This window comes from Pseudomonas sp. FSL R10-1350 (assembly GCF_009600525.1).
In the GTDB taxonomy this organism is placed as follows: domain Bacteria; phylum Pseudomonadota; class Gammaproteobacteria; order Pseudomonadales; family Pseudomonadaceae; genus Aquipseudomonas; species Aquipseudomonas helleri.
Genome location: NZ_WIVR01000022.1, coordinates 1 through 24,368 on the forward strand (window position 1 = coordinate 1; position 24,368 = coordinate 24,368).

The 24,368-nt window shown below is 59.9% G+C and carries 21 protein-coding genes; 17 read left to right on the forward strand and 4 right to left on the reverse strand.

Annotation, left to right across the window (positions count from 1 at the left end):
- Positions 1–204 precede the first annotated feature (204 nt).
- Entirely contained in the window at positions 205–1,416 is a 1,212-nt protein-coding gene (locus GHO25_RS12155; protein WP_153390865.1) for an MFS transporter, read from the forward strand.
- 7 nt (positions 1,417–1,423) lie between these two features.
- Here GHO25_RS12155 and nikR read toward each other — a convergent pair whose 3' ends face one another.
- A complete protein-coding gene (gene nikR, locus GHO25_RS12160; RefSeq protein ID WP_153390866.1) occupies positions 1,424–1,840 on the reverse strand; it encodes a nickel-responsive transcriptional regulator NikR in 417 nt (138 codons plus the stop codon).
- 92 nt (positions 1,841–1,932) lie between these two features.
- Here nikR and nikA point away from each other — a divergent pair, with 92 nt between their 5' ends.
- The 6 genes from nikA to GHO25_RS12190 all read left to right on the forward strand — a co-directional run bounded on the left by nikA (position 1,933) and on the right by GHO25_RS12190 (position 9,072).
- Entirely contained in the window at positions 1,933–3,507 is a 1,575-nt protein-coding gene (gene nikA, locus GHO25_RS12165) for a nickel ABC transporter substrate-binding protein (protein ID WP_178110069.1), read from the forward strand.
- A 3-nt stretch (positions 3,508–3,510) separates the two neighbouring features.
- Positions 3,511–4,452 carry a nickel ABC transporter permease subunit NikB gene (nikB, locus tag GHO25_RS12170; RefSeq protein ID WP_153390867.1) on the forward strand — a complete coding sequence of 314 codons (942 nt, stop codon included), beginning with the start codon at positions 3,511–3,513 and terminating at the stop codon, positions 4,450–4,452.
- Complete coding sequence (gene nikC, locus GHO25_RS12175) at positions 4,449–5,294, forward strand: nickel ABC transporter permease subunit NikC (protein ID WP_048387899.1); 846 nt, start codon at positions 4,449–4,451, stop codon at positions 5,292–5,294. The genes nikB and nikC overlap by 4 nt, the downstream gene beginning before the upstream one ends.
- Entirely contained in the window at positions 5,291–6,064 is a 774-nt protein-coding gene (locus GHO25_RS12180; RefSeq protein ID WP_153390868.1) for an ATP-binding cassette domain-containing protein, read from the forward strand. Before nikC ends, GHO25_RS12180 begins: the two co-directional genes overlap by 4 nt.
- The gene (gene nikE, locus GHO25_RS12185; RefSeq protein WP_153390869.1) at positions 6,061–6,849 is read left to right on the forward strand and encodes a nickel import ATP-binding protein NikE; all 789 of its coding nucleotides are present in this window, start codon (positions 6,061–6,063) and stop codon (positions 6,847–6,849) included. The genes GHO25_RS12180 and nikE overlap by 4 nt, the downstream gene beginning before the upstream one ends.
- A gap of 108 nt (positions 6,850–6,957) precedes the next feature.
- On the forward strand, positions 6,958–9,072 hold the full coding sequence (locus GHO25_RS12190) for a TonB-dependent siderophore receptor (RefSeq protein WP_153390870.1): 2,115 nt from the start codon (positions 6,958–6,960) through the stop codon (positions 9,070–9,072).
- Between the two features lie 50 nt (positions 9,073–9,122).
- Here GHO25_RS12190 and GHO25_RS12195 read toward each other — a convergent pair whose 3' ends face one another.
- Positions 9,123–9,995 carry an alpha/beta fold hydrolase gene (locus GHO25_RS12195; protein ID WP_153328019.1) on the reverse strand — a complete coding sequence of 291 codons (873 nt, stop codon included), beginning with the start codon at positions 9,993–9,995 and terminating at the stop codon, positions 9,123–9,125.
- A gap of 172 nt (positions 9,996–10,167) precedes the next feature.
- Between GHO25_RS12195 and GHO25_RS12200 the strand changes: the two genes are divergently transcribed.
- Positions 10,168–10,758, forward strand: a complete 591-nt coding sequence (locus tag GHO25_RS12200; RefSeq protein WP_048370188.1) for an ABATE domain-containing protein — start codon at positions 10,168–10,170, stop codon at positions 10,756–10,758.
- 34 nt (positions 10,759–10,792) lie between these two features.
- Here GHO25_RS12200 and GHO25_RS12205 read toward each other — a convergent pair whose 3' ends face one another.
- Positions 10,793–11,245 (reverse strand): carboxymuconolactone decarboxylase family protein, encoded by a 453-nt coding sequence (locus tag GHO25_RS12205; RefSeq protein ID WP_048370398.1) that lies wholly within the window; start codon positions 11,243–11,245, stop codon positions 10,793–10,795.
- Positions 11,246–11,367: 122 nt separating this feature from the next.
- On the opposite strand from GHO25_RS12205, the gene GHO25_RS12210 reads away from it, so the two are divergent.
- Entirely contained in the window at positions 11,368–12,786 is a 1,419-nt protein-coding gene (locus GHO25_RS12210; protein ID WP_153390871.1) for a PLP-dependent aminotransferase family protein, read from the forward strand.
- Between the two features lie 25 nt (positions 12,787–12,811).
- Here the strand turns inward: GHO25_RS12210 and GHO25_RS12215 are convergent, their stop codons facing one another.
- Positions 12,812–13,501, reverse strand: a complete 690-nt coding sequence (locus GHO25_RS12215; RefSeq protein WP_153390872.1) for an HAD-IA family hydrolase — start codon at positions 13,499–13,501, stop codon at positions 12,812–12,814.
- 446 nt (positions 13,502–13,947) lie between these two features.
- On the opposite strand from GHO25_RS12215, the gene GHO25_RS12220 reads away from it, so the two are divergent.
- From GHO25_RS12220 to GHO25_RS12255, 8 genes are all read left to right on the forward strand, one after another.
- Positions 13,948–14,217 carry a short-chain dehydrogenase gene (locus GHO25_RS12220; protein WP_153390873.1) on the forward strand — a complete coding sequence of 90 codons (270 nt, stop codon included), beginning with the start codon at positions 13,948–13,950 and terminating at the stop codon, positions 14,215–14,217.
- A gap of 653 nt (positions 14,218–14,870) precedes the next feature.
- Complete coding sequence (locus tag GHO25_RS12225; RefSeq protein ID WP_178110070.1) at positions 14,871–15,410, forward strand: sigma-70 family RNA polymerase sigma factor; 540 nt, start codon at positions 14,871–14,873, stop codon at positions 15,408–15,410.
- The gene (locus GHO25_RS12230; RefSeq protein WP_153390875.1) at positions 15,403–16,362 is read left to right on the forward strand and encodes a FecR family protein; all 960 of its coding nucleotides are present in this window, start codon (positions 15,403–15,405) and stop codon (positions 16,360–16,362) included. The genes GHO25_RS12225 and GHO25_RS12230 overlap by 8 nt, the downstream gene beginning before the upstream one ends.
- A gap of 102 nt (positions 16,363–16,464) precedes the next feature.
- Positions 16,465–19,395, forward strand: coding sequence for a TonB-dependent receptor (locus GHO25_RS12235; protein ID WP_153390876.1), 2,931 nt, complete (start codon positions 16,465–16,467; stop codon positions 19,393–19,395).
- A gap of 69 nt (positions 19,396–19,464) precedes the next feature.
- Positions 19,465–20,241, forward strand: coding sequence for an energy transducer TonB (locus GHO25_RS12240; protein WP_153330549.1), 777 nt, complete (start codon positions 19,465–19,467; stop codon positions 20,239–20,241).
- 189 nt (positions 20,242–20,430) lie between these two features.
- Complete coding sequence (locus GHO25_RS12245) at positions 20,431–20,961, forward strand: RNA polymerase sigma factor (RefSeq protein ID WP_048387871.1); 531 nt, start codon at positions 20,431–20,433, stop codon at positions 20,959–20,961.
- Positions 20,954–21,916: a FecR domain-containing protein gene (locus tag GHO25_RS12250; RefSeq protein WP_153390877.1), complete on the forward strand. Its 963-nt coding sequence runs from the start codon at positions 20,954–20,956 to the stop codon at positions 21,914–21,916. Before GHO25_RS12245 ends, GHO25_RS12250 begins: the two co-directional genes overlap by 8 nt.
- Before the next feature lie 69 nt (positions 21,917–21,985).
- Positions 21,986–24,364, forward strand: a complete 2,379-nt coding sequence (locus tag GHO25_RS12255) for a TonB-dependent receptor (RefSeq protein WP_153390878.1) — start codon at positions 21,986–21,988, stop codon at positions 24,362–24,364.
- Positions 24,365–24,368 lie beyond the last annotated feature (4 nt).

Genomic DNA, 24,368 nt, shown 5'->3' on the forward strand with positions numbered 1-24,368 from the left:
CGCTGTCGTTGGCTTCTAATAGAATGCCACCGTGGCGCACAGACGCCTCGGCTTGGGCGAGTCCATGTAATTACAGGCGTCAATTGTGCCCATTGTTTAGAACATCCCGACCTCAGGATCCGAAGGTTTGGATCCTGTGTGGCCGGGCAAGTCTGGTATTAAGCACTTCACAACAACAATTGCCGCCCAAGGACTCCCTCCCCCATGTCATCTTCTGCACCTGCCGCCCGCACGTCCAACGGCGTGTTCGGCCTGTTTTGTCTGGGCAGTTACTTGTTGTCCGTGTCGTACGGCACGACGTTTTTGTTGGCCATGATGCTCAGCGCACACGGTGGCAGTGAGTCCGATGCAGGCACGATTATTTCGGCGGCCATGGTCAGCACGTTTGCTGCGGTGATTTTCTCCGGGCACCTGACCGATCTGTTTGGCGCGCCCAAATCCATTGCAGCAGGCGCCGTGCTGCTGGCCGCCGCGTGCCTAGGCTTCGCCAATGTGCAGACGTTCGGCGTCGCGGCTCTGCTGTTCGGGTTGCTGTTGGGCTTGGGTTGGGGGGTGTTTTACACCTTGGGCCCGATCATCGTGGCGATGATGATCGAACCCGCGCGCCGGGTTAAATATTTTGCCCTGCTGTCGGGCAGCATGATGACTGGCATCGGCACCGGCCCTTTGCTCGGCCGGGCCAGTGAAGCGCTGGGCTACCCGGTCGAAACCGCGTTTATCGCGGCCACCGTCGCCAGCTTGCTGGGCGGCCTGGCGTTTGTCCTGATCGGCCCGAAAATCAAGGAGCAAAGCGCAATTGTCGGCCCGGTCAGCGTGTGCAAAATCACACCACGTGCCGCCGTAACGGTGCTGCGTTCAAAAGCGCTGTTCGCGATTGTCATGGTCGGTTTAGGCGGTGCGATTTTTGGCGGGCTGTCGAGTTTTCAAACCTCTTACGCGACGCTCAATCAGCTGGATTATTCGCTGTTCTTTCTGGGCTTCATGAGCGCCGCGATTTCCTGTCGGCTGTTCATCGCGGGCTTTATCGTCAAACGTGACCCGTACTGGATGGCCTGTGCATTGACCGCCATGATCGTGCTCTCGGTGCTGATGTTTATGTTCAGCGTCACTTCCAGCGCGACCTATGTGCTGGCCGCGGTGACGCTTGGGGTGGGTTACGGGCTGACCTATTCAGTGATCAACGGGCTGGCCGCCAACGAAGCACCCGCCGGGCACACTTCGCAATCACTGGTGCTATTCAGCCTGGCGTATTTTATCGGGGTGTTTGGTTTTCCATGGCTGGCCGGGCACATCATCGTCAGTTACGGCATCCCGACCCTGCTGTCGATCATTCTGCTGATCGCGCTGTGCAACTGGTCAATCACTGCCGGCCGTCTGTTGTGGCGCACACGGACCGCCACGTGCGCCAATGCCTGATCACGGGTCACTGTTCAGCGACAAGCGCCTCCAGCGGAATGATCTGCGCGCTGCCATGGCGCACGCCACGCTCGGCCATGACCTGACGCGCCAGTGCTGAAACCTCCCCCACCGTGCCCTTGAGCACCGAGACCTCCATACATTTGCCCTCGTCGAGGTGCACATGCAGGGTCGACAGGGTCAGGTCGTGGTGTTCATGAAACGCGTTGTTCAGGCGCTTGGACAGCTCCCGCGTGGCGTGGTCGTAGACATAACTCAAGGTCGCCACACAGGGTGCCTCGGGGTCGTCTGCCGCCTGTTCCAGCAAGCCTGCACGCAACAAATCCCGGATGGCTTCGGAGCGACCTTGATAGCCGTGCGCCGCAACCCGCTCGTCAATGACGGTCAGCAAGGCATCGTCCAGCGAAATTGTGACCCTTTGCATTAAAATTTGCCTCGCAGTTATGAGCTTTTTACATAAACTTCACACCCAACGCGTGAATAGGCTACTGGCCATTAATCATTGGGAGACGCAGTGTGAAGCAGTCAAGTGTGAAAAAACAGCTTGCCCTCTGGATCATGGGCGCCTGCCTGAGCATCGGCACAATACCGGCCTACAGCGCCACTGCCGCCCCGACCCTGACCTATTCATGGCCCACCAATGCCGGGCCGCTGGACCCCAGGGGCTACTCGCCAAACCAGATGTACGCCCAGGCCATGGTGTATGAGCCCTTGGTGCGCTACACCGCCGAGGGCACGCTCGAACCTTGGCTCGCCACACACTGGAGCGTCTCGCCTGACGGCAAAACCTACACCTTCACCCTGCGTGACCATGTGCAGTTCAGCGATGGCAGCCCGTTTAATGCGGCCGCAGCCAAGGCCAACCTGGATGCGGTTTTGGCCAATGCCAAACGCCATCAGTGGATGGAACTGGTCTCGACCCTGGACCGTGTTGAAGCCCCCGACGAACACACCCTGGTGTTGCACCTCAAGCACCCGTATTACCCGACCCTGATGGAACTGGCGCAAGTACGACCGCTGCGTTTTGCCGCGCCCGACGCCAAACCCGGCACACCGGTCGGCACCGGGCCGTGGGTATTGGCGCAAACCCGGCGCGGCGAGTACGACCGTTTCGAGCGCAACGAGCATTACTGGGGGGCCAAACCGGCTTATGGCGCGGTACTGGTCAAAGTGATTTCTGACCCGGACAGTCGCGCCATTGCCTTGCAAACCGGCGAACTGGACCTGATCCAGGGTGCCGAAGGCGAGATCTCCCCCGGGACCTTTGTACGGCTGCGTGACGCCGGTTTCAAAACCGCCATATCCGCGCCGCTGGCCACCCGCACGGTGGCGATGAACACCGGGCAGGCGCCGACCAACGAGCTGGTGGTGCGTCAGGCCATCAATCAGGCGGTAGACAAAGACACCATCATCGCCAAGGTGCTGCACGGCCTTGAGCCGCGTGCCGACGCGCTATTTTCCAGCAACATGCCCTACGCCAACATCGGCCTTAAAGCCTTGTCTTATGACCCCGATCACGCCCGGCAAGTCCTGGACGCTGCGGGCTGGAAAATACCTGCCGGTAAAACCGTCCGCGAAAAAGACGGCCAGCCGTTGAGCACCGAACTGGTGTTTCTGGGCACCAGCGCGCTGCAAAAAAGCCTGGCTGAAATTATTCAGGGTGAGTTGGCCAAGGTCGGCATCGAGGTCAAGTTACGCGCCGAAGAAGAAGGCTCATTGGTGCAGCGCCAACGCGAGGGCCGCTTCGGCATGATCTTCGCTGATACCTGGGGCGCGCCGTACGATCCGCACTCGTTTGTAAGCTCCATGCGCTACCCAGGGCATGCCGATTACATGGCCCAGCGCGGGCTGCCGATGAAAGATGCGATTGACCACGAAATAGCCGAGGTTCTGGGGCAAACCGACGAAGGCAAACGTGCCGAAGGTTACCGCGAGATCCTCACCACACTGCATGACCAGGCGGTGTACCTGCCGGTGTCGTACCTCACGGCCATCAGTGTTAGCGCCAAAGGGGTCGATAACGTGCAATTCGGCAGCACGCTGTTTGACGTGCCGTTTGAAGCCATGCGCCCTGCCACCGGGAAACCCTGAGCCATGCTGCGTTATATCGTTTTGCGGCTCTTGCTGCTGGTTCCGGTGTTGCTGGGGGTGTCGTTGATCGTCTTTGTCCTGCTGCACCTGGGCAATGGCGACCCGGCGCTGGATTACCTGCGCCTGTCACAGATCCCGCCCACCGACGCCGCGCTGGCCGAGGCGCGACATGCTTTGGGCCTCGACCGGCCTTTGGTTGAGCAGTACGTCAGCTGGCTATGGAACGCTGTGCACCTGGATTTCGGCACGTCGTATATCACCGGGCGCCCGGTGCTGGATGACGTGCTGTATTACCTGCCCGCTACCTTGCAACTGGGTGGCCTGGCGTTGCTCGTGACCTTGCTGATGAGTATTCCGCTGGGCCTGGCAGCGGCCCGCTGGAAAGGCCGCTGGCCGGATCAAGTGGTGCGTTTTATCACCTTTATCGGGGTGTCGATGCCGAACTTCTGGCTGGCTTTTTTGCTCATCGCCCTGCTCTCGCTGTGGCTCGGCTGGCTGCCGCCCATGGGCCGTGGCGGCCCGCAACACTTGGTTATGCCGGTGCTGGCGATTGCCCTGATGTCGATGTCGATCAATGCCCGCCTGCTACGCGCCAGCCTGCTCGATGTGCGCCAGCAACGGCATGTGTTTTATGCCCGAGCTCGCGGCCTGAACGAGCGTCGGGTTTGGCGCGACCATATTCTGCGCAACGCCTGGATGCCATTGGTCACCGCCACCGGCATGCACGTTGGCGAGTTGTTGGGCGGCGCATTGGTGATCGAAACCATATTCGCCTGGCCCGGTATCGGCCGTTTTGCGGTGAGCGCGGTGCTTAATCGCGACTTCCCGGTGATGCAATGCTTCACCTTGCTGCTCACCACGCTGCTGGTGCTGTGCAATCTGGTGGTCGATATCTGCTACGCCTGGCTCGACCCGCGCACGCGTCTGTCGGGGGTGATGGCATGAGTAGCGTGAACGCTGTGTTGGCAGGTAAAAAAGGCGGCCTGCGTGTCGGTTATGTACTGGTTGCGCTGCTGCTGATATTCGCTTTATTCGGGGCATGGATCGCGCCCTATGACGCCACCCTGGTCAACCTCGACGACCGTTTGCTACCCGCCAGTACCAGCCATTGGCTGGGCACCGACCATTTGGGCCGTGATGTACTCTCGCGGTTGATCGTCGGCACGCAATGGTCGCTGGGCAGCGTGGTGCTGGTGTTGGGGCTGGTGCTGATCTTGGGCGTAACCATTGGCGGCATCGCCGGGATTGTTGGCGGCAAGGTCGATATGTTTTTGATGCGCCTGTGCGACATGTTCCTGACCTTTCCGACCCTGGTGCTGGCGTTCTTTCTGATTGCCCTGCTGGGTACCGGGCTGACCAACGTGATTATCGCCATCGCCCTGTCGCACTGGGCCTGGTATGCGCGCATGGTGCGCGGCATGGTGCTGGCCCAGCGCAACCGCGACTACGTGCTGGCTTCCCGGCTGTCCGGGGCTTCACGCCTGACCCGCCTGCGCCAGCATGTGATGCCCAACGTGGTCGGGCAGTTGCTGGTGCTGGCGTCGATGGACATCGGCCACATGATGCTGCACGTTTCAGGGCTGTCCTTCCTCGGCCTCGGGGTCAGCCCGCCGACGCCCGAGTGGGGTGTGATGATCAACGACTCCAAGGAGTTTATCTGGACCCACCCGCAACTGCTGCTGTGGCCGGGGCTGATGATTTTTATCTCGGTGATGGCCTTCAACCTGCTCGGTGACGCCTTGCGCGACCGGCTCGACCCCAGCGTACTGGCGGAGATCAAGGAATGACCCGGACCCTGAGCATTCAAGGCCTGTGCCTCAAACATCAGCAACGCACATTGGTGGACCAACTCGACCTCACGCTCAAGGCTGGCGAGGTACACGCACTGGTGGGCGCCAGCGGCTCGGGCAAGTCCCTGAGCTGCCTGGGCATTCTCGACCTGTTGCCTCCCGGCGTGCACAGCCAGGGCGGTACGTTGCGTCTGGACGGCCACGTGGTGCAACCGGCGCAGTTGCGCGGGCGCGAGGCCGCGCTGGTGCTACAAAACCCGCGCAGCGCTTTCAACCCGGTGCGCTCATTGCGTCAGCATGCCCAGGAGACCCTGCGCAGCCGAGGATTGCGCGGGGTGCACGCCGATCAATTAATTATCGACACCCTTAACGAAGTCGGCCTCAACGATGGGCCGAGGGTGCTCGATTCTTTTGCTTTTCAGCTCAGCGGCGGCATGTTGCAACGCTTCATGATTGCCCTGGCGCTGCTCGCAGACAGCCACTTTTTGTTGGCCGACGAACCCACCAGTGATCTGGATGTTATCGCCCAGGCACGCTTTCTCGACTTGCTGGAGCGCTTGGTCGCAGAGCGAAACCTCGGAGTGCTGCTGATTACCCACGACATGGGCGTGGTTGCGCGTTGTGCCGATCAGGTGTCGGTCATGGCCCATGGGCGCATCGTCGAACAGGCCGATGTCCACACCCTGTTCAACACCCCGCAAAGCGAAGAAGCGCGCACGCTGCTGGCCGCGCACCATGCATTGACTCTGGAGACCTGCACGCCATGACGCTTATTCAGGTATGCGATCTGAACCACGGTTACACCGCTGGCGGAATGTTCAGCAAACGCCACCGCGTGCAGGTGCTCAAAGGCCTGAACCTCGACCTGCACGCGGGCCAGAGCCTTGGCCTGCTGGGCGCAAGCGGCAGCGGTAAAAGTACCCTCGCCCGCTTGCTGATGGGCCTGGAAACACCCGTTCAAGGCACTGTCCTGTTCGAGGGCCAGACGATACAGGGGCTGGACCCGCAGCACTTTCTGCGGCGGGTGCAAATGGTCTTTCAAGACGCCATCAGCGCCTTCAACCCCCAGCGCAGCATTGGCTGGAGCATTGCCGAGCCGCTGCGCCATCTTTCGGACATGAACGCCGAAGCCATCCAGGCCCGCGTGGAGCGCCTGTTGCTGCAGGTCAAACTGTCGGCCAGTGACAACGACAAGTTGCCAGCGCAACTCAGCGGCGGCCAGTTGCAACGCGCCGGTATCGCCCGGGCGCTGGCGATAGACCCGCAGATGATCATCCTCGACGAAGCCCTGTCCAACCTTGACCGGGTATTGCAGGTGCAAATACTCGACCTGCTGGCTGACGTGCGGCGCGAATCCGGCACCGGTTTTTTACTGATTACCCATGATCTGAGCCTGGTCCGGCGGTTTTGCCAGCGGGTGGTGGTGCTGGCTGATGGCAAGCTGGTCGAAGACCGCGAGGTCATCCCCGGCATGCGCTTCGAACACCCGGCGGCACGCACCCTGCAAGAGGCGGTATTGCCGGCCATGCCGTCCAAAGTCCGCGCCAGCTAAATACAAATGGTAAAGATTTGTAAATAGAAATGATTTGCATCCGTATAGATGTAAAACTTTGTAACCGATTTCGGCTACGCAGTTCCACATCCGGAGTATTCGCAGATCATGCACAAACTGTTCACCCTGCCAACGTCAGCACTGACGTTGGTTGCTTTAGGTATGTTCAATCACGCTTTCGCCGCTCAAGGCGCTGTCGACCTGCCCGCCACCACGGTCAATGCTGCTGACACCGAAGAGGACTCGCCACAGGGCTATCAGGGCAAACCCAGCGCCACCACGACCCGCCTGAACCTGACCGCGCAAGAAACCCCGCAAGGCGTTACCAGCATCAAGCGTGAGCAACTGGATGACTTCAAGCTCAACAGCATTCGCGATGTGCTGGACAGCACGCCGGGGGTGAATGTGCAAAAGGTCGAAACCGACCGTACCTACTTCACCGCGCGCGGTTTTGACATCACCAACTTCCAGTACGACGGCATGGGCATGCCGTTGAACAACGGGCTGCTGGTGGGCGACATCGACATGGCACCCTACGAGCAAGTGGACATTCTGCACGGCGCCAACGGGTTGATGAGCGGCACCGGCAACCCGTCGGCCACGGTCAACTTTGTGCGCAAACGGCCGACGGCTGACACCCAGGCCACCGTCAGCGTCAGTGCCGGCTCGTGGGACAAGCGCCGGGTTGACCTGGACGTTTCCGGGCCATTGACTGACTCAGGCAATGTGCGCGGCCGTTTTATTTACGCCAATGACACGGGCAACTCCTACCTCGACCGCTACTCCCGGGAAAAGAACATTCTCAGTGGCCTGCTGGCTTTTGACCTGACCGACAGCGACACCCTGACTGTCGGCATCGAAGACCAGAAGTCCAACTCCAATGGCGCCAGTTGGGGTGCACTGCCGCTGGCCGATGCCAACGGCAACCCGATCCACTATCACAGCACCCGTTCGAATATTTCCCAACCGTGGGTGTATTGGGACGTGCACACCACCCGCGCGTTTGCCGAGTGGGAACACCGCTTCGAGAATGACTGGAAGTCGACGCTGACTTTGACGGCGATGGAACACCGTGAAGACACCAACATGTTCTACGTCTACAGCAACAGCGCGTCTGCCACCGGCTATACCGGCTTGGCTTCCAAGTACAAGGACGATACCCGCGAGCTGGATGGCGATCTGTCTTTCAGCGGCCCTTTCAGCCTTGGCGGGCGTGAGCATCAGTTGACCTTCGGCGCCAACATCGCGCGCTCGCACACCCAGGAAACCTCGTTGTACGGCACCTCGTCGTACTACACCTCGGTGTCGCTGCAAGACGCCCTGAACGGCGATATCCCCAAGCCGACGTACAACATTGCCACAGACGCCGCGACCTCCAACTACACCGATCGGCAAAAGAGCCTCTATGCCGGGGCGCGGTTTAACCTCACCGATGACCTGCACCTGATCACCGGCGCACGCATGCTCAGCGCTGACAGCGATGGCGAAAACTACGACACCGCCCGCGATGTGAGCATTCATGGCAAGGTAACGCCTTACGCCGGGGTGATCTACGACCTGAGTGAGCAATACTCGGTGTACGCCAGCTATACCAAAATCTTTAACCCGCAATACAACCTGAACACCCAGGGCAAGGTTATCGACCCGCTGGAAGGCAAGAGTTATGAGGCAGGGATCAAAGGTCTTTTGCTCGACAATAAACTGAATGTCACGGCGGCGGTGTTCCACACCCAACAAGACAACGTGGCGACGTATGCCGGTTACAACCCCGCACTGGGCGGTTATGTGTACGATGGCGAGTCGTACAAGAGCAGCGGGATTGAACTGGAGGCGTCGGGCGAACTGGCCCCCGGCCTGCAAGTCAGCGGCGGCTACACCTATGTGTACATCACCAACGCTGATGATCAGCGCGGCAACAAATTTATCCCGCGCAATGCGCTGACCTCCTCCATGACCTACCAGTTGCCGATGGCGCCCAAGGTCAAGGTCGGTGGCAGCCTGAAATGGCAAAGCAAGGTCGAGAACGACACCACCCCGGCCGCCAGCCAGGATGCCTACGCGCTGGTGGGCCTGATGGCCAGCTACCAGATCGACCCGCACTGGAGCACCCAACTGAACCTCGACAACCTGACCAACCAGAAGTACCTGGACAGCGTGCGTTACGCCCAAAGCAATTTTGGCGACCCGCGTAATGTCACGGCGTCCGTGAGCTGGAAGTTCTAAAACCACCCGGCAGGCTGGCCCTTGCTGGCAAGCCTGCCGGGCTTCAAGGTTCAACCCCGTGGCAGCAACGCCAAAATCCGCTGGGCGATGTGCTCGGCGTGGGTTTCCAGAGCAAAGTGGCCGGTGTCCAGCAATTCCACCACCGCGTTGGGATTATCGGTTTTATAGGCGTGAGCCCCCGGCGGGATGAAAAACGGATCGTGCTTGCCCCAAATCACCAGCGTCGGCACCTGGGCAGCCTTGAAAAACGCCTGAAACTGCGGGTACAGGGTCAAGTTGTTGCGGTAGTCGAGAAACAGGTCCAGCTGGATGTCGTCATTGCCCGGCCGCAGCATCAGCAGCAGGTCCAGCATCCATGACTCCGGGGCCACCCGTTCTGGCTTTTCAACGCCATGTAGATACTGATAACGCGTGCCTTCCAGGCTCAGTACCGCGTTGCGGATAACCTCACGATTAGCCGCAGTCGGCTCGGCCCAATACGCACGAATCGGCGCCCAGGCATCGCCCAGTCCTTCGAGGTACGCATTGCCGTTTTGCGAGACCAGCGCACTGACCCGCTGCGGCTGTGCCACGGCCAGACGAAACCCCACCGGCGCGCCGTAATCAAATACATACAGTGCATACCGCGTGAGTTTCAACGCATCGACGAAATGCCCCATGGTAATTGCCAGGTTATCGAAGCTGTAGCTGTAGCCCCGCGCCTCAGGCACTTCAGTAAAACCGAAGCCCGGCAAATCCGGCGCAATAACCCGGTAGTGAGCCGCCAGCAACGGGATCAGGTCGCGGAACATATGTGATGAGCTGGGAAAACCATGCAGCAACAACATCACCGGTGCCGACGGATCACCGGCCTCGCGATAGAACACACGAACACCATCGGCCTCAATGTGTTTATAACGCACCACGGGGTTTGAATTGGGCATACAGACGCTCCTAAAGTAACCATTAAAATCAAATATTCGAGTTAGCTTTTAAAAAGCTGCGCCCAAATCAGTAACCTGTCAAATTAATTATTATGGTTACACCATCTAATTAGGTAACTACCCAGATCACTCATTAACGGTTACGATAGCCCAGCTTTTTCGAGGACCGACCATGAGCGCCACCCCCGCCACTCCACCGCTAGAGCCGTATGTACTGGCTGACCATCCCGTGCTGGACATGCTCAACACCCGAGCCAATGTCGAGGCTGTACCGGTCGACTTTTGGCAAAGCGATGCCGACGTCAAACGCTGGCTCGTGCGTCTTGAATGGTTTGCGCCGGGGGAAATACCCGAGTTTGAGGAAGGCGCCCTGCTGACAGCCGCACGGCATCTGCGAGAAGTGATCCGTGATCTGCTGGAGCAACGTAAGACGGGGCAGCAAGGGGATCCCGCTGCGCTGAACACCTTTTTGCGCAAGGCGGTGAGTTACCCGCAACTGGCCTGGAACGAAGCGGGCGAACTCAGCCTGCAACGCCTGCACAAACAGCAAACGGCGGAACAGTTTCTAGCGCCGATCGCTGAAGCCGCCGCTGACTTGCTGGTGAATGCCGATGCCGAGTTGATTCGCACCTGCGAACACCCGGACTGCGTGCTGTGGTTTTATGACCGCACCAAGGCTCACAAACGCCGTTGGTGCAGCATGGCGCTGTGTGGCAACCGCCATAAAGTGGCTGAATTTCGTAAACGCAAACTGCAGCAATAGCGAGTACGCCAAGGGCGTACTCGCCAATTTCATCTCAAGCTTTGGCTGCCGTCGGCACCATACGGAACGCCACGCCCAGTCGGTTGTAAGCATTCATCAGGCTGATGGCATAGGTCAGTTCAGCCAGCTCTTTGTCGTTGAACTCGGCGGTTACCGCGTCATAGTCAGCCTGAGGCACACCAGTCTGCTCAACCCGGGTGACGCTTTCGGCCCATGCCAGTGCTGCTTGCTCGCGGGCGGTAAACAGCGATTGGGCTTCGTGCCACACCGGCACCAACAACAGCTTGTCGACAGTCATGCCCAGTTTGAGCAAGTCACGCGAGTGCAAGTCGATGCAGTAAGCGCAGCCATTGATTTGCGACACCCGGAGGAACACCAGGTCGATAAGCATTTTGGAGAGATCGCCATTTTGCAGTGCAACGTGCACACCGCCGAAGGCTTTGAAGGCTTCAGGGGATGCTTTGGAGTAGTCGATACGCGTGCTCATGGTCTGCCCTTGCATTGATAAGTGGAGTGGCGCCATAGTGCGGTTTCTTGGCCCTGCCACAAAGGGCCATGATTCAGCTCCATGGCTGGACCATGATCGTGCTCACTTGTGCAGGCCTCCCCATGCAAACCTCTGTTCCCAGTTTATCGGCGCTTGATCCCGCTTCCAGCGAGCCGATTTACCGTCAGCTCTATTGGCGCTTTCGCGAAGCCATCAACACCGGCCTGCTCAAGCCGGGTGACCGCGTGCCCGCAGCCCGCGCATTGGCCAAAGAATTGGGGCTGGCCCGTGGCACCATCGACAACGCCTATTCCCTGCTCACCTCTGAAGGCTACCTGGTGGCCTGTGGTCAGGCCGGTACGCGAGTGGCTGACGGCATTAGCGGCACAAGCTCTTCACCACCCGCCTCCGCCATCACACAGGCAGCGCCCCATCAGACAATCCGCCAACAGTCGGCTGTGCTGCCGTTTCAAATGGGCGTGCCGGCACTGGATGCCTTCCCCAGAAAAATATGGGCGCAAATCGGCGCCCGTTGCGTGCGCGGCACACAGCCCCAAGACATGGCCAACCCCTCGGTCTATGGCTTGCAGGCGCTGCGCTCAGCAATTGCCACGTACTTGCAGGTGGCGCGCGGCATCGCCTGCTCACCGGCTCAAGTTTTTGTCACCGCAGGTTATCGGGAGACGCTGTCGCTGATCACCCACACCCTGCTCAAACCCGCCGACCGCGTGTTGGTCGAAGACCCTGGTTATCCGCCGACCCGGCGCCTGCTGCAAAGCCTGCATATCACGCCGGTTGCGGTGCCCGTTGATCAAGACGGCCTGCAAGTTTCAACGGCCCTTGAAATCGGCCATAACGCCCGCGCCGCCGTGGTTACCCCTGCGCATCAAAGCCCTTTGTGCGTGTCGCTTTCATTGCCACGACGGTTGGCGTTGCTGGAGTGGGCGAGCCAGCAAAACGCCTGGATCGTCGAAGACGATTACGACGGCGAATACCGCTACGTCAGCCGCCCGCTCCCCGCCCTCAAGAGCCTGGACCGTGAAGGTCGCGTGCTCTACAGCGGCACCTTCAGCAAGGTGTTGTTCCCGGGCATGCGCCTGGCCTACGTGGTCGTGCCTGCTGCGCTGGTTGAGCGTTTTGAGGAAAGCTGCAAGACCTTCCAGGGCGGTTGCCCGGAATTGAACCAGGCCATCGTCGCGACGTTCATGGCTGAAGGGCATTTCGGGCGCCATATCCAGCGCATGCGCAAGCTCTACAGCGAGCGTCGGGCGATGGCGGTGAACGGACTTAAAAGCGTGCTCGGCGAGCGGATCGAAATTGATGCCAACCCCGGCGGGATGCACCTCATTTTGCGGCTCAACGCGTCCTGCGCGGACAGCCTGATGGTGCAGCGCATGCGCGAAGCCGGGCTGTTTGCCGAAGCCTTGAGCGAATGGCATCAAGGCTCGGACAAGCCTTCAGGGTTGCTGCTGGGTTTCGCCAATATCGACTCGCTGGCCAGCGCTCAAGCGCTGGGCCAACGTATCCTGGCGTTGATGTAACCGCCGTGTCGATTCAGCTCGCCTATCAGCGCAGCGGCGGCAGACCGTAGGCGGCCAGATTAAACTCTGGCAACTGGCGAATAATCAGGTCCGCGTGGTGGTACTTGCTGTCGGGCATGGCGGCATCGGGTACAGCAATGGCAGTCATGCTGGCGGCCTTGGCGGCGGTTACGCCAAACGGCGAGTCTTCAAACACCAGGCAATCCTGTGGCGCAACGCCGAGGCGGCGGGCAGCGGTCAAGAAGATGTCGGGCGCGGGTTTGGCTGCGCCCACCTCAGGATCATCGGCCGTCACGATAGTGTCGAACAGCGCAAACCAGTCGCGATGCAACGTGGTTTTGTGGCCAAAGCCGCTGCTGGTTGAACTGGTGCCCACGGCAATCGGAATGTTGTGCGCCTTCAAGTGCCGCACCAGCGCTTCAGCTCCCGGCATGGCGAGGGCCTTGGAAAAATACCCGGCCATCAGCGGCTCGCGCGCCTTCAGGAACTCTTGCCAGGTAATCGGCAGATCCAGCGCTTTGACAATGTACTCAGCCAGATCCTGGGCACCGCGCCCGATGATGTGCTGCTTGATGCTCCAGTCATACGTGCGACCATAACGTTCGACGACGATCTGCGTGACTTCGGAGTAAATGCCTTCGGTATCCAGCAACAACCCGTCCATATCAAAAATCACGGCCTTGATCGGGCCGACAACAGTACGCGGTTTATTCATCACAACAGATCCTTGGTAGAAGGCGAAAGGATTGCAGCACCTTAACTGGCGGGCTTGCCTGAATGCCAGTGCAGACCCGTATTTCATTCATAGTGCAGTAGAGGCCGCCCCGTCTACGGAGGTCGTGTACGCCCACAAAATTGCGGGATGTTTCGCACAGCTTTGCCAATTGCTGAGGCTGCAGTACGGCGCCTATAGTCAGCGCTCGCCCAAATGGGCGACCGGGTTTGGCGACTTGGCGTAATAATTTTTGCAGTACGGTTGTTGTATTTGGCTAAGCGTGTATTTTGCTCGCTGTGCTTTATGGCAGCTGTGCGTGGGAGATCTTCGGGTCTGCCGGGTTTTGCTTAAATTTACCGGTTCGCCAACCCGCGTACAGCGGCCACCTGTTTTCGTTTGGCGACGAAAACAGATGGCTTAATCCGTGAAATTTAAGAGATTCATCCATGACTAATTTAGCGTACATCCCGCTTACTGCCATCGACTGCACCATCCCCGCCTTGCTCATCGACCGCAACGCCCCGCTCGACGTCTTGCACGCTAACGCCGCCGCCCGCGTACTGGCGGTAACCCAATTGATGGAAACCTTCTCCAGCCGCGACGTCCAGGACGCCGACGCCCTCGACCTCAAACAACTCGCCACCACCGCCATGATCTTGCTGCGCGACGGCTGCGACCTGCTCAACGTCTTGGGCTGGCGCTTACAACCAACCTGACCCGGTCATTGTAGGAGCGAGCTTGCTCGCGATCTTTTGATCTTCTTAGCCTGTAGTCGCTGCCGAAGGCTGCGATCAAGAGGGTGAGCCACTGCGGCGAAGCCGTAATGCTTTCTTGTGTACATATCCATTCGATGCATAACGGCTTTTTACGGGTTTCGCTCTTACAGCGAGGCACTTTTGTCAAACAGCCACAAAAGTACCCAAAAAGGCCTTGCCCCGGCGTACGGCCTCCCGAAGGGGCGGGTAGATCAAGATCAAAAGCCAGATCACAAGCCAGATCACAAGATCGCGAGACAAGCTCGCTCCTACAGTGACCGGGTCAGGTTTGCTCAAGACGTTGAAATACTCCACAAACCGGTAGGAGCGAGCTTGTCTCGCGATCTTTTGATCTAAAAGTCCGTCGTCGCAGCAATGGATATGCACTCACATCAAGAGCCCCCCTCACCCTAGCCACTCCCGAAGGAGAGGGAACCGGTTGGGGATGCTGAAGATATTTGGTGGCCTGTTTGCTGCGCGATAGCGCGGACTCGAAGTCGGAGCGGTCGGAATGTGACAGGCCGGGTATTCCCACACAAACAACGGTATTGATAATTACTCTCAATTAAATTAACGTCGCCGCGCTTTCAGGCTCATCACTTTTGAGTTCACCCGTGAACGACTCCAACGCCAGGCTGCAACTCTATCTCGAGCATCGCGTCGCTTTGATCAACTACGCCAAGGTGGTAGTGGGTGATCACGCGCGCGCTGAAGATGTGGTGCAGGATGCCTTTTTGCGCTTTTGCGCCAGTACTGAAGAGGTCGTCGAGCAACCCGTGGCGTATCTGTATCGCATCGTCCGTAATCTGGCCCTGGACGCCGTTCGCCGCCAGGCCGCAGAGAAACGTCAGCAGCAGTCGCCGCCACAATGGATGCGCCCCGGTCACGAGTTGTCGCCCGAGCAACGGGTGGTGCACAGTGATGACGCCAGCCGTATTGCTGCTACGCTGGCCAGCCTGCCCGAGCAAATGCGCATCGCTGTGGAGATGCATCGCCTGGGTGGTTTCACATTGCAGCAAACCGCCGATCATCTCAAAATCTCGCTTTCCAGCGCTCATCGCCTGGTCAAGGATGCCATCGTTCACCTGGCCTCAAGCGTCGCCACCCACGACTCTGGCCACAGCGCGCACAGTAAGGAACGCCCGTATGCATAACGCCCCCCTGCCCCGGACTGTCTCGGCGCAAAGCCTGGAAGACGCCGGCCAGTGGCTGCTGGACCTGCAACAGCAACCCGAGCGTTTCGAAGAGTTCGATCACTGGTTGCACAGCCACGAGGAGCACTTTGAAGCCTGGTCGCAGGTCAATCGTGCGTGGGAAGCCCTCGGCTCGCACTCCCCAAGCACCGGGCAACAATGGCCACAGGCGCCTTCGAACGTCACAACGCTTAAACCGCGCCCACGCCTGCCGCTGTTGGCCGCCGCCTGCATCAGTGCCTTGGCGGTGTGCGCAGCGCTGGTGCTGAGCCCGAACTGGCGGGCGGATTACAGCACCGGGACCGCGCAGACCCGTGAGGTCACCCTGAGTGACGGCAGCCGCCTGACCCTGGCGCCGCAAAGCGCAATCAACGTGAGCTTCGACGATCACCAGCGCCAGGTCACGCTGGTGCAGGGCGAAGTGTTTTTCGACGTGGTGCATGACGCCAGCAAACCGTTTGAAGTGCGCAGCGAAGAAGCCGTGATCAGGGTCTTGGGCACCGCCTTCGACGTGGCACAGCGCCAAGCTGGCCTGAGTGTCGAGGTGCGCGACGGCACTGTCGGCGTCAACAAACAGTACCGGCTGGGCGCTGGCCAGCGTTTGTGGATCGACCGCAACACCGGCAACGCCACGCAATCTCTGGTCATGCCCGATGAAGTCGCGGGCTGGATCAAAGGTGCGCAGTTTTTTGAAAACGCCCGCGTTGCTCAGGTGGTGGAACAACTCGACCGCTACCAGCGCGGCTGGATCGTGATTAATGATCCGGCCCTGGCCAACAAACGCGTGACCGGCCTTTACGACATGCGCGATACCCGGCGCGCACTGCAAGCCCTGGTCGCGCCGATTGGCGGTGAAGTGCGTCAGTACTCGCCTCTGCTGACGGTCATTGGCACTGCCAAAAAAGCTAAATGAAAAATATTTTCGTTATCACTGAAAAAAATCCTGAAGGTGTTCGTCTTTGTAGCTCCTTGTATTGCGAATGACTCGTAATACCAAAACGAAAGGCGATGAAGCATGGGTAACCGATCACACGTTGCGCACTCCAAAGTACCGGTGGCGCTGGCCGTACTGTGTGTGGCAATCAACAGCGCGATTTTCCAGCCGCAGTCGGCGGTAGCGGCAGAACCCAGCGCGCAGCCGAGTGATCAGGCTACCCGTTTCTTCGATATCCCGGCTCAGCCGCTGACCAACGCCCTCAGCGCTTTTGCGCGTCAGGCCAATCTGCAACTGGGTCTGGCGGCCGGGCTCGTAGATGGTCTGCAAGCCCCTGCTGTGCGCGGCAATTTCAGCAACGAACAGGCCTTGCGCCAGTTGCTCGGCGATGCGCCGGTCAGCTGGAAAATCGACGGCCAGCGCAGCCTGATCCTCAGCCCGCGTAGCGAGGCCAGCACCGGCCTGGACGGTGATCTGGACGAATCTGAACTGCTCGGCGCCGTGACCATCAAAGGTGGCCAAAGCAGCCGCTTGACCGGCCCGGCCGCACAGGTTTACACCCAGGCAGGCTCAAGCGTGTACATCTCCGGCGAGACCATCAACCGCTTTCGCGGCTCCTCCCCGGCCGACATTCTCAAGGGCGTGCCTGGCGTGCAAACCGGTGACACCCGCAACGGCGGCGCGCTGGACGTGAACATCCGTGGCATTCAGGGCCAGAGCCGCGTACCGGTGACCATCGACGGCAGCCAGCAAGCGATTGACGCCTATCGCGGTTACGGCGGCATGCAGCAACGCAGCTACATCGACCCCGACCTGATCAGCGATATCACCGTCGACAAAGGCCCTAGCCTGGGCGCGGACGCAGCGGGCGCCATCGGTGGGATGGTGAAGATGAAAACCCTGCAACCTAAAGACATTCTCAAGGACGGCGAAACCACCGGTTTCCGTCTCAAGGGCGATATCTCCAGCAACAGCGTCGACCGCCCCCACGAGTACAACGCCACCCCGCGCAAAGGCAGCAACAGCATTTTCGACCCGCAGGCGCATTCGGGCAGCGCGGCGTTTGCCAGCACCAGTGACACCATCGATTTTGTCGCGGCCTATACCCAGCGTGAAAGCGGCAACTACTACGCCGGTAAAAAGGGCTTCAAGGATTACCAGGTGTTCAAACAAGTGCGTCGCTGGGACCCGGCGACCAAGCAGTACGTCTATAGAACCGAAGAGGCCAACGGCCCGGCCAAAGTGTTCAAGGCCGGCAACGAAGTGCTCAACACCTCCACCGACTCCAAAGCGGTATTGCTCAAGACCATCATCAAGCCGTCACCGGATCAGGCCCTTGAGCTGGCCTATCGTTGGACCGATGGCGAATACGGCGAAGTGATGCCCTCGCGCATCATCCGCAACACCACCGGCACCGTGCCGCAGTGGCAGCCCGGCACCATGCGGATCAACGCCTACACCGCACGCTACACCTTCAAGCCTGAAGACAACCCGCTGATCGACTTGAGCGCCAACGCCTGGGTGACCAAAGCTCAGAGCAAGGCCTACAACGGCTTGAGTACCGTGACCCCGCTGTTTGGCTATGAAGGCGAGCCGGATCAACTGAGCGAAGACGGCTATCAGGACGCCCTGCTTAACCGCAGCAAGGATTTGCGCTGGGGCACGGACGTGAGCAACACCTCACGCTTCGACACCCAGGTCGGCAAATTCGCCTGGAACTACGGCGCCTCATACCAGAATGAAAAACTGCGCCCTGACGACAACTCGCCCGTGCTGCAATCTGACCTCGAGCAAAACCGCTTTATCCGCAGCGGCGACCGCCAGGAAGGCAGCCTGATGAGCTCGCTGCAATGGGCGCCGATCAAGCCGTTGACCTTTACCGTGGGCGGACGCTACAGCGAGTTCCACAGCAAAGACCACAACCAGTTGGCCAGCCCCGCAACCTTTGCCAATCGCCCGGTTCGCTGGACATGGCTGTACAAAGGCAATGACCGCTTCGGTTATGTGTACTGGCGTCCGGACCAGCAAGGCAACTTCACCAAGGACTCGCTCAACGCCACGCCGTACGAAAAAGGCACGGTGGGTGACACCGGCTACGATAACTTCGAAGCCAATGACACCGAGATGAAGAAGTTCGCCACCAGCTACAGCTATGCCAAGCCGATCGAACGTCGCGACCATGCCTTCACGCCTTCATTCGGCGTGAAGTACGACATCAACGACAGCAGCTTCGTGTACCTCAACTACAGCGAAGGCGTGCGCATGCCGAGCCTGTTCGAGTCCACTTTGGGCTTGTTCACAGCGGCCGTACCCGGAGCAAAACTGAAGCCTGAGCACAGCAAAAACTGGGAGGTGGGCGTCAGTACCCTGAAGAACGACGTGTTCCTGGACGGCGACAGCGCCGCTGCCAAGCTGGCGTACTTCGACAACAAGATCGAAAACTACATCACCCGCGACTATCAGGACATCTTCGCCGGCAACCTGCAAAACGTTGACAGCTTCAGGGTCAAGGGCGTCGAGCTGCAGACCAGCTACGACATGGGGCGCGTGTTCACTGACGTGTCCGCCACCTACTACCTGAACGCCAAAACCTGTGCGCCGGACCTGGCGCAAAAACTGCGCGACGACGGCACCCCGACGCCTAACTGCGTGGACGGCGGTTTCCCGGGTTCTTACACCAACACCCAAAACCCGCCCAAGTACTCGGTCAACACCACGGTCGGAACACGCTGGTTTGACAACCATCTGGTCCTCGGTGGGCGCATGGTCTACAACAGCGCACCAACCGCCAAGCTGAACAAACCGTGGAACGATGGCATTACCACCAACCAGATCTACTACCGCAAATCGGCGATTTTCGACCTGTTTGCCAGCTACGAAATCTACAAGGGCACGCAGATCGACTTCGGCGTGCAAAACCTGACCAACGTGTACTACCTCGACCCGCTGGCACAAAGCTTTATGCCTGCACCGGGGCGCACGCTGCGCACAGGTCTGACGGTCAAGTTCTGACCTGATTGCGGTTAAAACACGGGATGCCCACGGGCGTCCCGTTTTACGTTGATTACTATTGATGAGCTCATGACCTACCTGAACCAATCCCGCAAGGCGCTCTGGAGCGTGGCCACGCTGATCACCCTGAGCGTGTACACGGGCATCACCGTCTGGCTGTTGCACACTTCACCGATCCCCTCGGCCGAGGCAGCACCGGCGGCGATGATGATCGAGCTGGCCGCCGTGCCCGTGGCACAAGTGGTCGAACAAGACCTGCAAGTGGCGCCTGACAAGCAGGTGCAAAAACAGATCAGCACGCCATCGGCCAAACCGCCCAAAGAGGTGGTAAAAAAAGTCACGCCCACCCCGCAACCGTCACCGGCCAAACAGGCCAAATCGCCCTTCAAGGACACCGCCCACGGGACGTATCAAAGCGCACCGCAACAGGGAGCGGAGATTCAGGCACCGCCGAAAAAACAGGAAGAACAACCGGCGTCGTCGACCACCACCGCCCCGCCTAAACTCGACGCGCAAAAGGCGGCAACTACTGCGGCAGCAGAGTCCTCGCGCGGCGCTGCTGATCCGGCCTTGAAAGTGCAATGGGAAGCGCAGTTGCTGGCGCACCTGGAGCGCTTCAAACGTTACCCGCAAAACGCCCGCGATCGGGGTGACCGGGGCGTGGCCTACTTGCGGTTTGAGATCGACAGCAATGGCAAGGTTCTAAGCGCCACGGTGGTGCGTTCAGCAGGCTTCAGCGAGCTGGACAACGCCACCCTCGACATGATCAACCGCGCCTCACCGGTACCGCGACCGCCAGAAGGCAGCAAGCTGCGGTTTACAGTGCCGGTGGTGTTCTCGAAATAGAGCTTTTGTGGGAGCCGGGCTTGCCCGCGATGGGTTCGACACGGCGTCAACAGGCGCACCGGGTTGTACGTATCGCGAGCAAGCCCGCTCCCACCGGGCTTGGGGGCACGATTACACGCTGGCACAAAGAGTTACACATATGTGAGAATGATACGAATTCCTATTAGCATCTCTCTCCAGCGGCTCTGCATGTCATTCCTTACCCCGTCTTGCACATCCTCTTTGAACGCAGTGGTCGACGATCTGTTGGCCAGCTACACCGAGCTGCGCCGCTATTTGTGCGGGCGTTTGCGCAACCCTGACGATGCGGCGGATATTGCCCAGTCCAGTTTCGCCCAGGCCTATGCCCATGCGTTGAACAGCCCGGTGGCCAATCCTCGGGCGCTGTTGTTCAAGGCGGCGCGCAATCTGTGCATCGATCAATATCGCCGCCACAGCAGCGAGATTGCAGCGCTGGATGACTGGATGAGCCGGCTCGATGTGCTGAGCCCCACCGTTGAAGAAATCGTCATTGCCCGCGAGCAATTGCAGCATTTGATCGAACGCATCGAGCGCATGCCGCGTCTGCGCCGTGAGGTGTTTGTGCGGGTGCGGCTGGAGGGCTGTAGCCATCGCCAGGTGTGCGAGGAGCTTGGGCTGTCGGCCAAGTCAGTTGAATTGCACATCGCCCGGGCCGTGTTTGATCTGTCTGAACTGAGCCTGGCTTGCCGCCATGTCTGAGCCACTCTCTGCGCGCAAGGTGCAACAGGCACTGACGTACCTGGCCAAGCTCAATAGCGATGACCCTTTGCGGGTGGAGCAGGCCCACAAGCAACTGGCGCGCTGGCGCAGCCAAAGCAGTGAACACGAGCATGCCTGGCTTGAGGCCGAGCGGCGCTGGCAAATGATCCATCGGTTGACGCCACAGTTGCGCGGCACGGTGCAGTCGCAGCCGGTCAACCTGAGCCGTCGCCGCCTGCTGCGCCAGGGCACCGGGCTGCTGGCGGTAATCGGCGCATCGGGCTGGTTGAGCTGGTTGTGGCGCGAAACCAGACCTTTCACCCAGTCGCTGCTGACTGAACACGCCGAGCCGTCGCGTCCGGTCACCTTGCCCGATGGCAGCGAGCTGCTGCTGGCCGCTGAATCCAACGTGCGCGTTGAGTTCAGCCACGCTCAACGCCAGATAATGCTGCTGCACGGCAACGTGTATTTCGACGTGGCCCACGAAACCTTGCGCAGTTTTGTCATCAATACCCGACTGGGCAAGATCAAGGTGCTGGGTACGGCGTTCAGTGTCAGCGACCGTGGCGGCTGTATTCAGGTGGCGGTGGCCCGCGGCCGGGTGCATGTGCAAGGACTCAAGGGGGAAGCGAAAATCCTCACCGCCGGGCAGCACGTCAGCCTCAATGCCCAAGGCGAGGTGATCGCGCTCAATCCGCACCGCCAGGCCGGGCCTGATGTTGAAAACTGGCGCAAAGGCTGGTGGTCATACACCGATGCGCCGCTGTCCGAAGTGCTCGCTGAGTACAACGCTTACGCAGCCCGCCCTGTGCGGGTCAGCGCCGACGCCGCGCATTTGCGCCTGACCGGCAGTTTCCCCAGCGATAAACCGCAGATGCTGCTGCAAACGCTGCCGCGAATCCTGCCCGTGCAAGTGGTCAACAAGGCCGGTGAGCTCTATGTGCAATTGCGTTGAATTATTTTTGAGGGGTAAACGCGCCGAGGTCCGTCTTCACCCATAACTACACTCGAGTCAGGACTGACCATGTCGCATTACGCCTCCCCTTACCGCGCCCCACTGAGCCGCCTGGCACTGGCGTGCTCTCTGCTGTTCGGCGCCGGGACCGCTCTGGCGGGCAGCAACACGCCGCTCAACTTGAACCTGCCCGCACAGCCGCTGGAGGCTGCGGTTCATACCCTGGCCCGTGAAGCGGGCGTCGCCATCGCCGCCGACAGCCAATTGCTCGCCGGGCGCAGTGCACAGCCACTGAATGGTCAGTACACCCTGCACGAAGCCTTACAGCACTTGTTGGACAATACCGGGCTGGTTGCCAGCGAAGAAAACGGTGTAATCGTGTTGCGCCAGGCACAGATTGACGGCGCCCTGAACCTGGGTGAAACCCGGGTCAACGGTGCCGGCCTGGGCGCCAGTGACTTGCCTGAAGCCTACAGCGGCGGCCAGGTGGCCACCGGTGCCCGGCTGGGGCTGCTGGGCGATACCCAGATCATGGACACGCCGTTCAACATCACCTCATACACCGCGCAAACCATCGAAAACCAGCAAAGCGGCACCGTGGGAGCCGTCCTGCGCAACGACCCGTCGATCCGCTTCAGCACCGGCGAAGGTCACGCGTATGAGAACTTCATGATCCGTGGTTTTTCCCTCGACTCGGCAGAGCTGGCACTCAATGGCTTGTACGGCATGGCCCCGGACGGCCACGTGCCGACCGAATTTCTGGACCGCGTCGAAGTGCTCAAAGGCCCGGGCGCCCTGCTGTCCGGCATGGCACCCAGCGGTGGCGTGGGCGGCGTGATTAACCTGGTGCCCAAACGCGCCGGGGAAAAACCGCTGACCCGCCTGACCACAAGCTATGTGTCTGACGGCTATTTTGCCGAGCACCTGGATTTCAGCCGTCGCCTGGGTGACGAACAGCGCTTTGGCATTCGTTTTAACGGCGTGTACGGCGACGGCGACACCGGCGTCGACAAACAGTCCAAGGAACGCACGCTCACCTCGCTGGCCATGGATTATCGTGGCGACGGCTGGAAGCTCGCACTGGACGCTTATGAAACCCACGAGCGCGCCATCAACGGCAGCCCGATGATGGTCGGCTTCAGCGACATTGGCCATGTGCTCAAGGCGCCGAAAGCTGACACCAACATCCTCAAAGGCATCAGCGCCAAGCAGATCAGCAAGGCCGTGATTGTGCGCGGCGAATATGAACTCAACGACGACTGGACAACCTTCGCCAGCGCCGGCAGCTCGAAAAGCCGCTATCAGGGTTTTCTCAACGGCACCCGCCTGCGGGTCAACAATGACAAGGGCGACGCTACCGGCGAAACCTACAACCAGGCCGGTTATACCGCCAGTACCGCTTACGAGGCCGGTATTCGCGGGCATGTGACCACCGGCCCCATCGACCACAAGCTGGTGTTCACCGCCAGCCTGTTGCACCAGAACATTGGCCGGGCGCCCACCGTGACCGGCGCGCGCTACCCGAGCAACATCTACCACCCTGGCAAGCCGATTATTGCCGGGCACACGGGCTCCAACTCGAAAACCGGTGACAACACTCTCTCCAGCTTTGCCGTTGCCGATACCCTGGCCTTCGCTGATGACAAAGTGCTGCTAACGTTGGGAGCTCGTTCACAACGGGTGCGCCAGCAGATGAGCAAGCCAAAAACCTACGATGAGCAAGCCATCACCCCGGCGGTGGGCCTGGTGATCAAACCCTGGGATGTGCCCGTGTCGTTGTACGCCAACTACATCGAAGGCCTGACCCAGGGCAACACCGTCGGCGACGTGACAGCGGCCAACTACGGCGATCAGTTCGAACCGTATAAAGCCAAGCAAGTGGAAGCCGGTGTGAAATGGGACCTGGGCACGTTCACCCATACGTTGAGTGCGTTCCAGATCGAGAAACCCAGCCTGATCCTCAACAAGGCCAGCAACCTCTACAGCGACGACGGCAAGCAACGTAACCGTGGTGTGGAATGGAACATGTTCGGTTCGATCATTCCTTCGGTGCGACTGCTGGGCGGCGTCACTTACACCCACGCCGAGCTGACCCGCACGGCTAACGGCGCGCTGGACGGCAACACCGCACGTGGCGTGCCGAAGTGGTCGGCCAACCTGGGTGCCGAGTGGGACACACCGTGGGTCGAAGGCTTGACCCTGAACACACTGGTCATTCACAGCAGCTCGCAATACCTGAATGACGCCAACACCCTGAAAATCCCGCAATGGACCCGTTATGACCTGGGTGCGCGTTACAGCACGCGCATCCTGAGCAAAGACGTAGTGTTCCGCGCCAGCCTGGAGAACGTCGAAAACCGTTCCTACTGGGCAGGCGTGTTCAACGATGGCTTCGCTACGGTCAGTGAACCGCGCACGCTGAAGCTCTCTACCAGCATCGACTTCTGAGGTG

What these genes read in the sequence shown, in the direction of transcription:
- GHO25_RS12155 (WP_153390865.1), top strand. Translation starts at nt 205, where the DNA reads ATGTCATCTTCTGCACCTGCCGCCCGCACGTCCAACGGCGTGTTCGGC.
- nikR (WP_153390866.1), bottom strand. Translation starts at nt 1,840, where the DNA reads ATGCAAAGGGTCACAATTTCGCTGGACGATGCCTTGCTGACCGTCATT.
- nikB (WP_153390867.1), top strand. Translation starts at nt 3,511, where the DNA reads ATGCTGCGTTATATCGTTTTGCGGCTCTTGCTGCTGGTTCCGGTGTTG.
- nikC (WP_048387899.1), top strand. Translation starts at nt 4,449, where the DNA reads ATGAGTAGCGTGAACGCTGTGTTGGCAGGTAAAAAAGGCGGCCTGCGT.
- GHO25_RS12180 (WP_153390868.1), top strand. Translation starts at nt 5,291, where the DNA reads ATGACCCGGACCCTGAGCATTCAAGGCCTGTGCCTCAAACATCAGCAA.
- nikE (WP_153390869.1), top strand. Translation starts at nt 6,061, where the DNA reads ATGACGCTTATTCAGGTATGCGATCTGAACCACGGTTACACCGCTGGC.
- GHO25_RS12190 (WP_153390870.1), top strand. Translation starts at nt 6,958, where the DNA reads ATGCACAAACTGTTCACCCTGCCAACGTCAGCACTGACGTTGGTTGCT.
- GHO25_RS12195 (WP_153328019.1), bottom strand. Translation starts at nt 9,995, where the DNA reads ATGCCCAATTCAAACCCCGTGGTGCGTTATAAACACATTGAGGCCGAT.
- GHO25_RS12200 (WP_048370188.1), top strand. Translation starts at nt 10,168, where the DNA reads ATGAGCGCCACCCCCGCCACTCCACCGCTAGAGCCGTATGTACTGGCT.
- GHO25_RS12205 (WP_048370398.1), bottom strand. Translation starts at nt 11,245, where the DNA reads ATGAGCACGCGTATCGACTACTCCAAAGCATCCCCTGAAGCCTTCAAA.
- GHO25_RS12210 (WP_153390871.1), top strand. Translation starts at nt 11,368, where the DNA reads ATGCAAACCTCTGTTCCCAGTTTATCGGCGCTTGATCCCGCTTCCAGC.
- GHO25_RS12215 (WP_153390872.1), bottom strand. Translation starts at nt 13,501, where the DNA reads ATGAATAAACCGCGTACTGTTGTCGGCCCGATCAAGGCCGTGATTTTT.
- GHO25_RS12220 (WP_153390873.1), top strand. Translation starts at nt 13,948, where the DNA reads ATGACTAATTTAGCGTACATCCCGCTTACTGCCATCGACTGCACCATC.
- GHO25_RS12230 (WP_153390875.1), top strand. Translation starts at nt 15,403, where the DNA reads ATGCATAACGCCCCCCTGCCCCGGACTGTCTCGGCGCAAAGCCTGGAA.
- GHO25_RS12235 (WP_153390876.1), top strand. Translation starts at nt 16,465, where the DNA reads ATGGGTAACCGATCACACGTTGCGCACTCCAAAGTACCGGTGGCGCTG.
- GHO25_RS12240 (WP_153330549.1), top strand. Translation starts at nt 19,465, where the DNA reads ATGACCTACCTGAACCAATCCCGCAAGGCGCTCTGGAGCGTGGCCACG.
- GHO25_RS12245 (WP_048387871.1), top strand. Translation starts at nt 20,431, where the DNA reads ATGTCATTCCTTACCCCGTCTTGCACATCCTCTTTGAACGCAGTGGTC.
- GHO25_RS12250 (WP_153390877.1), top strand. Translation starts at nt 20,954, where the DNA reads ATGTCTGAGCCACTCTCTGCGCGCAAGGTGCAACAGGCACTGACGTAC.
- GHO25_RS12255 (WP_153390878.1), top strand. Translation starts at nt 21,986, where the DNA reads ATGTCGCATTACGCCTCCCCTTACCGCGCCCCACTGAGCCGCCTGGCA.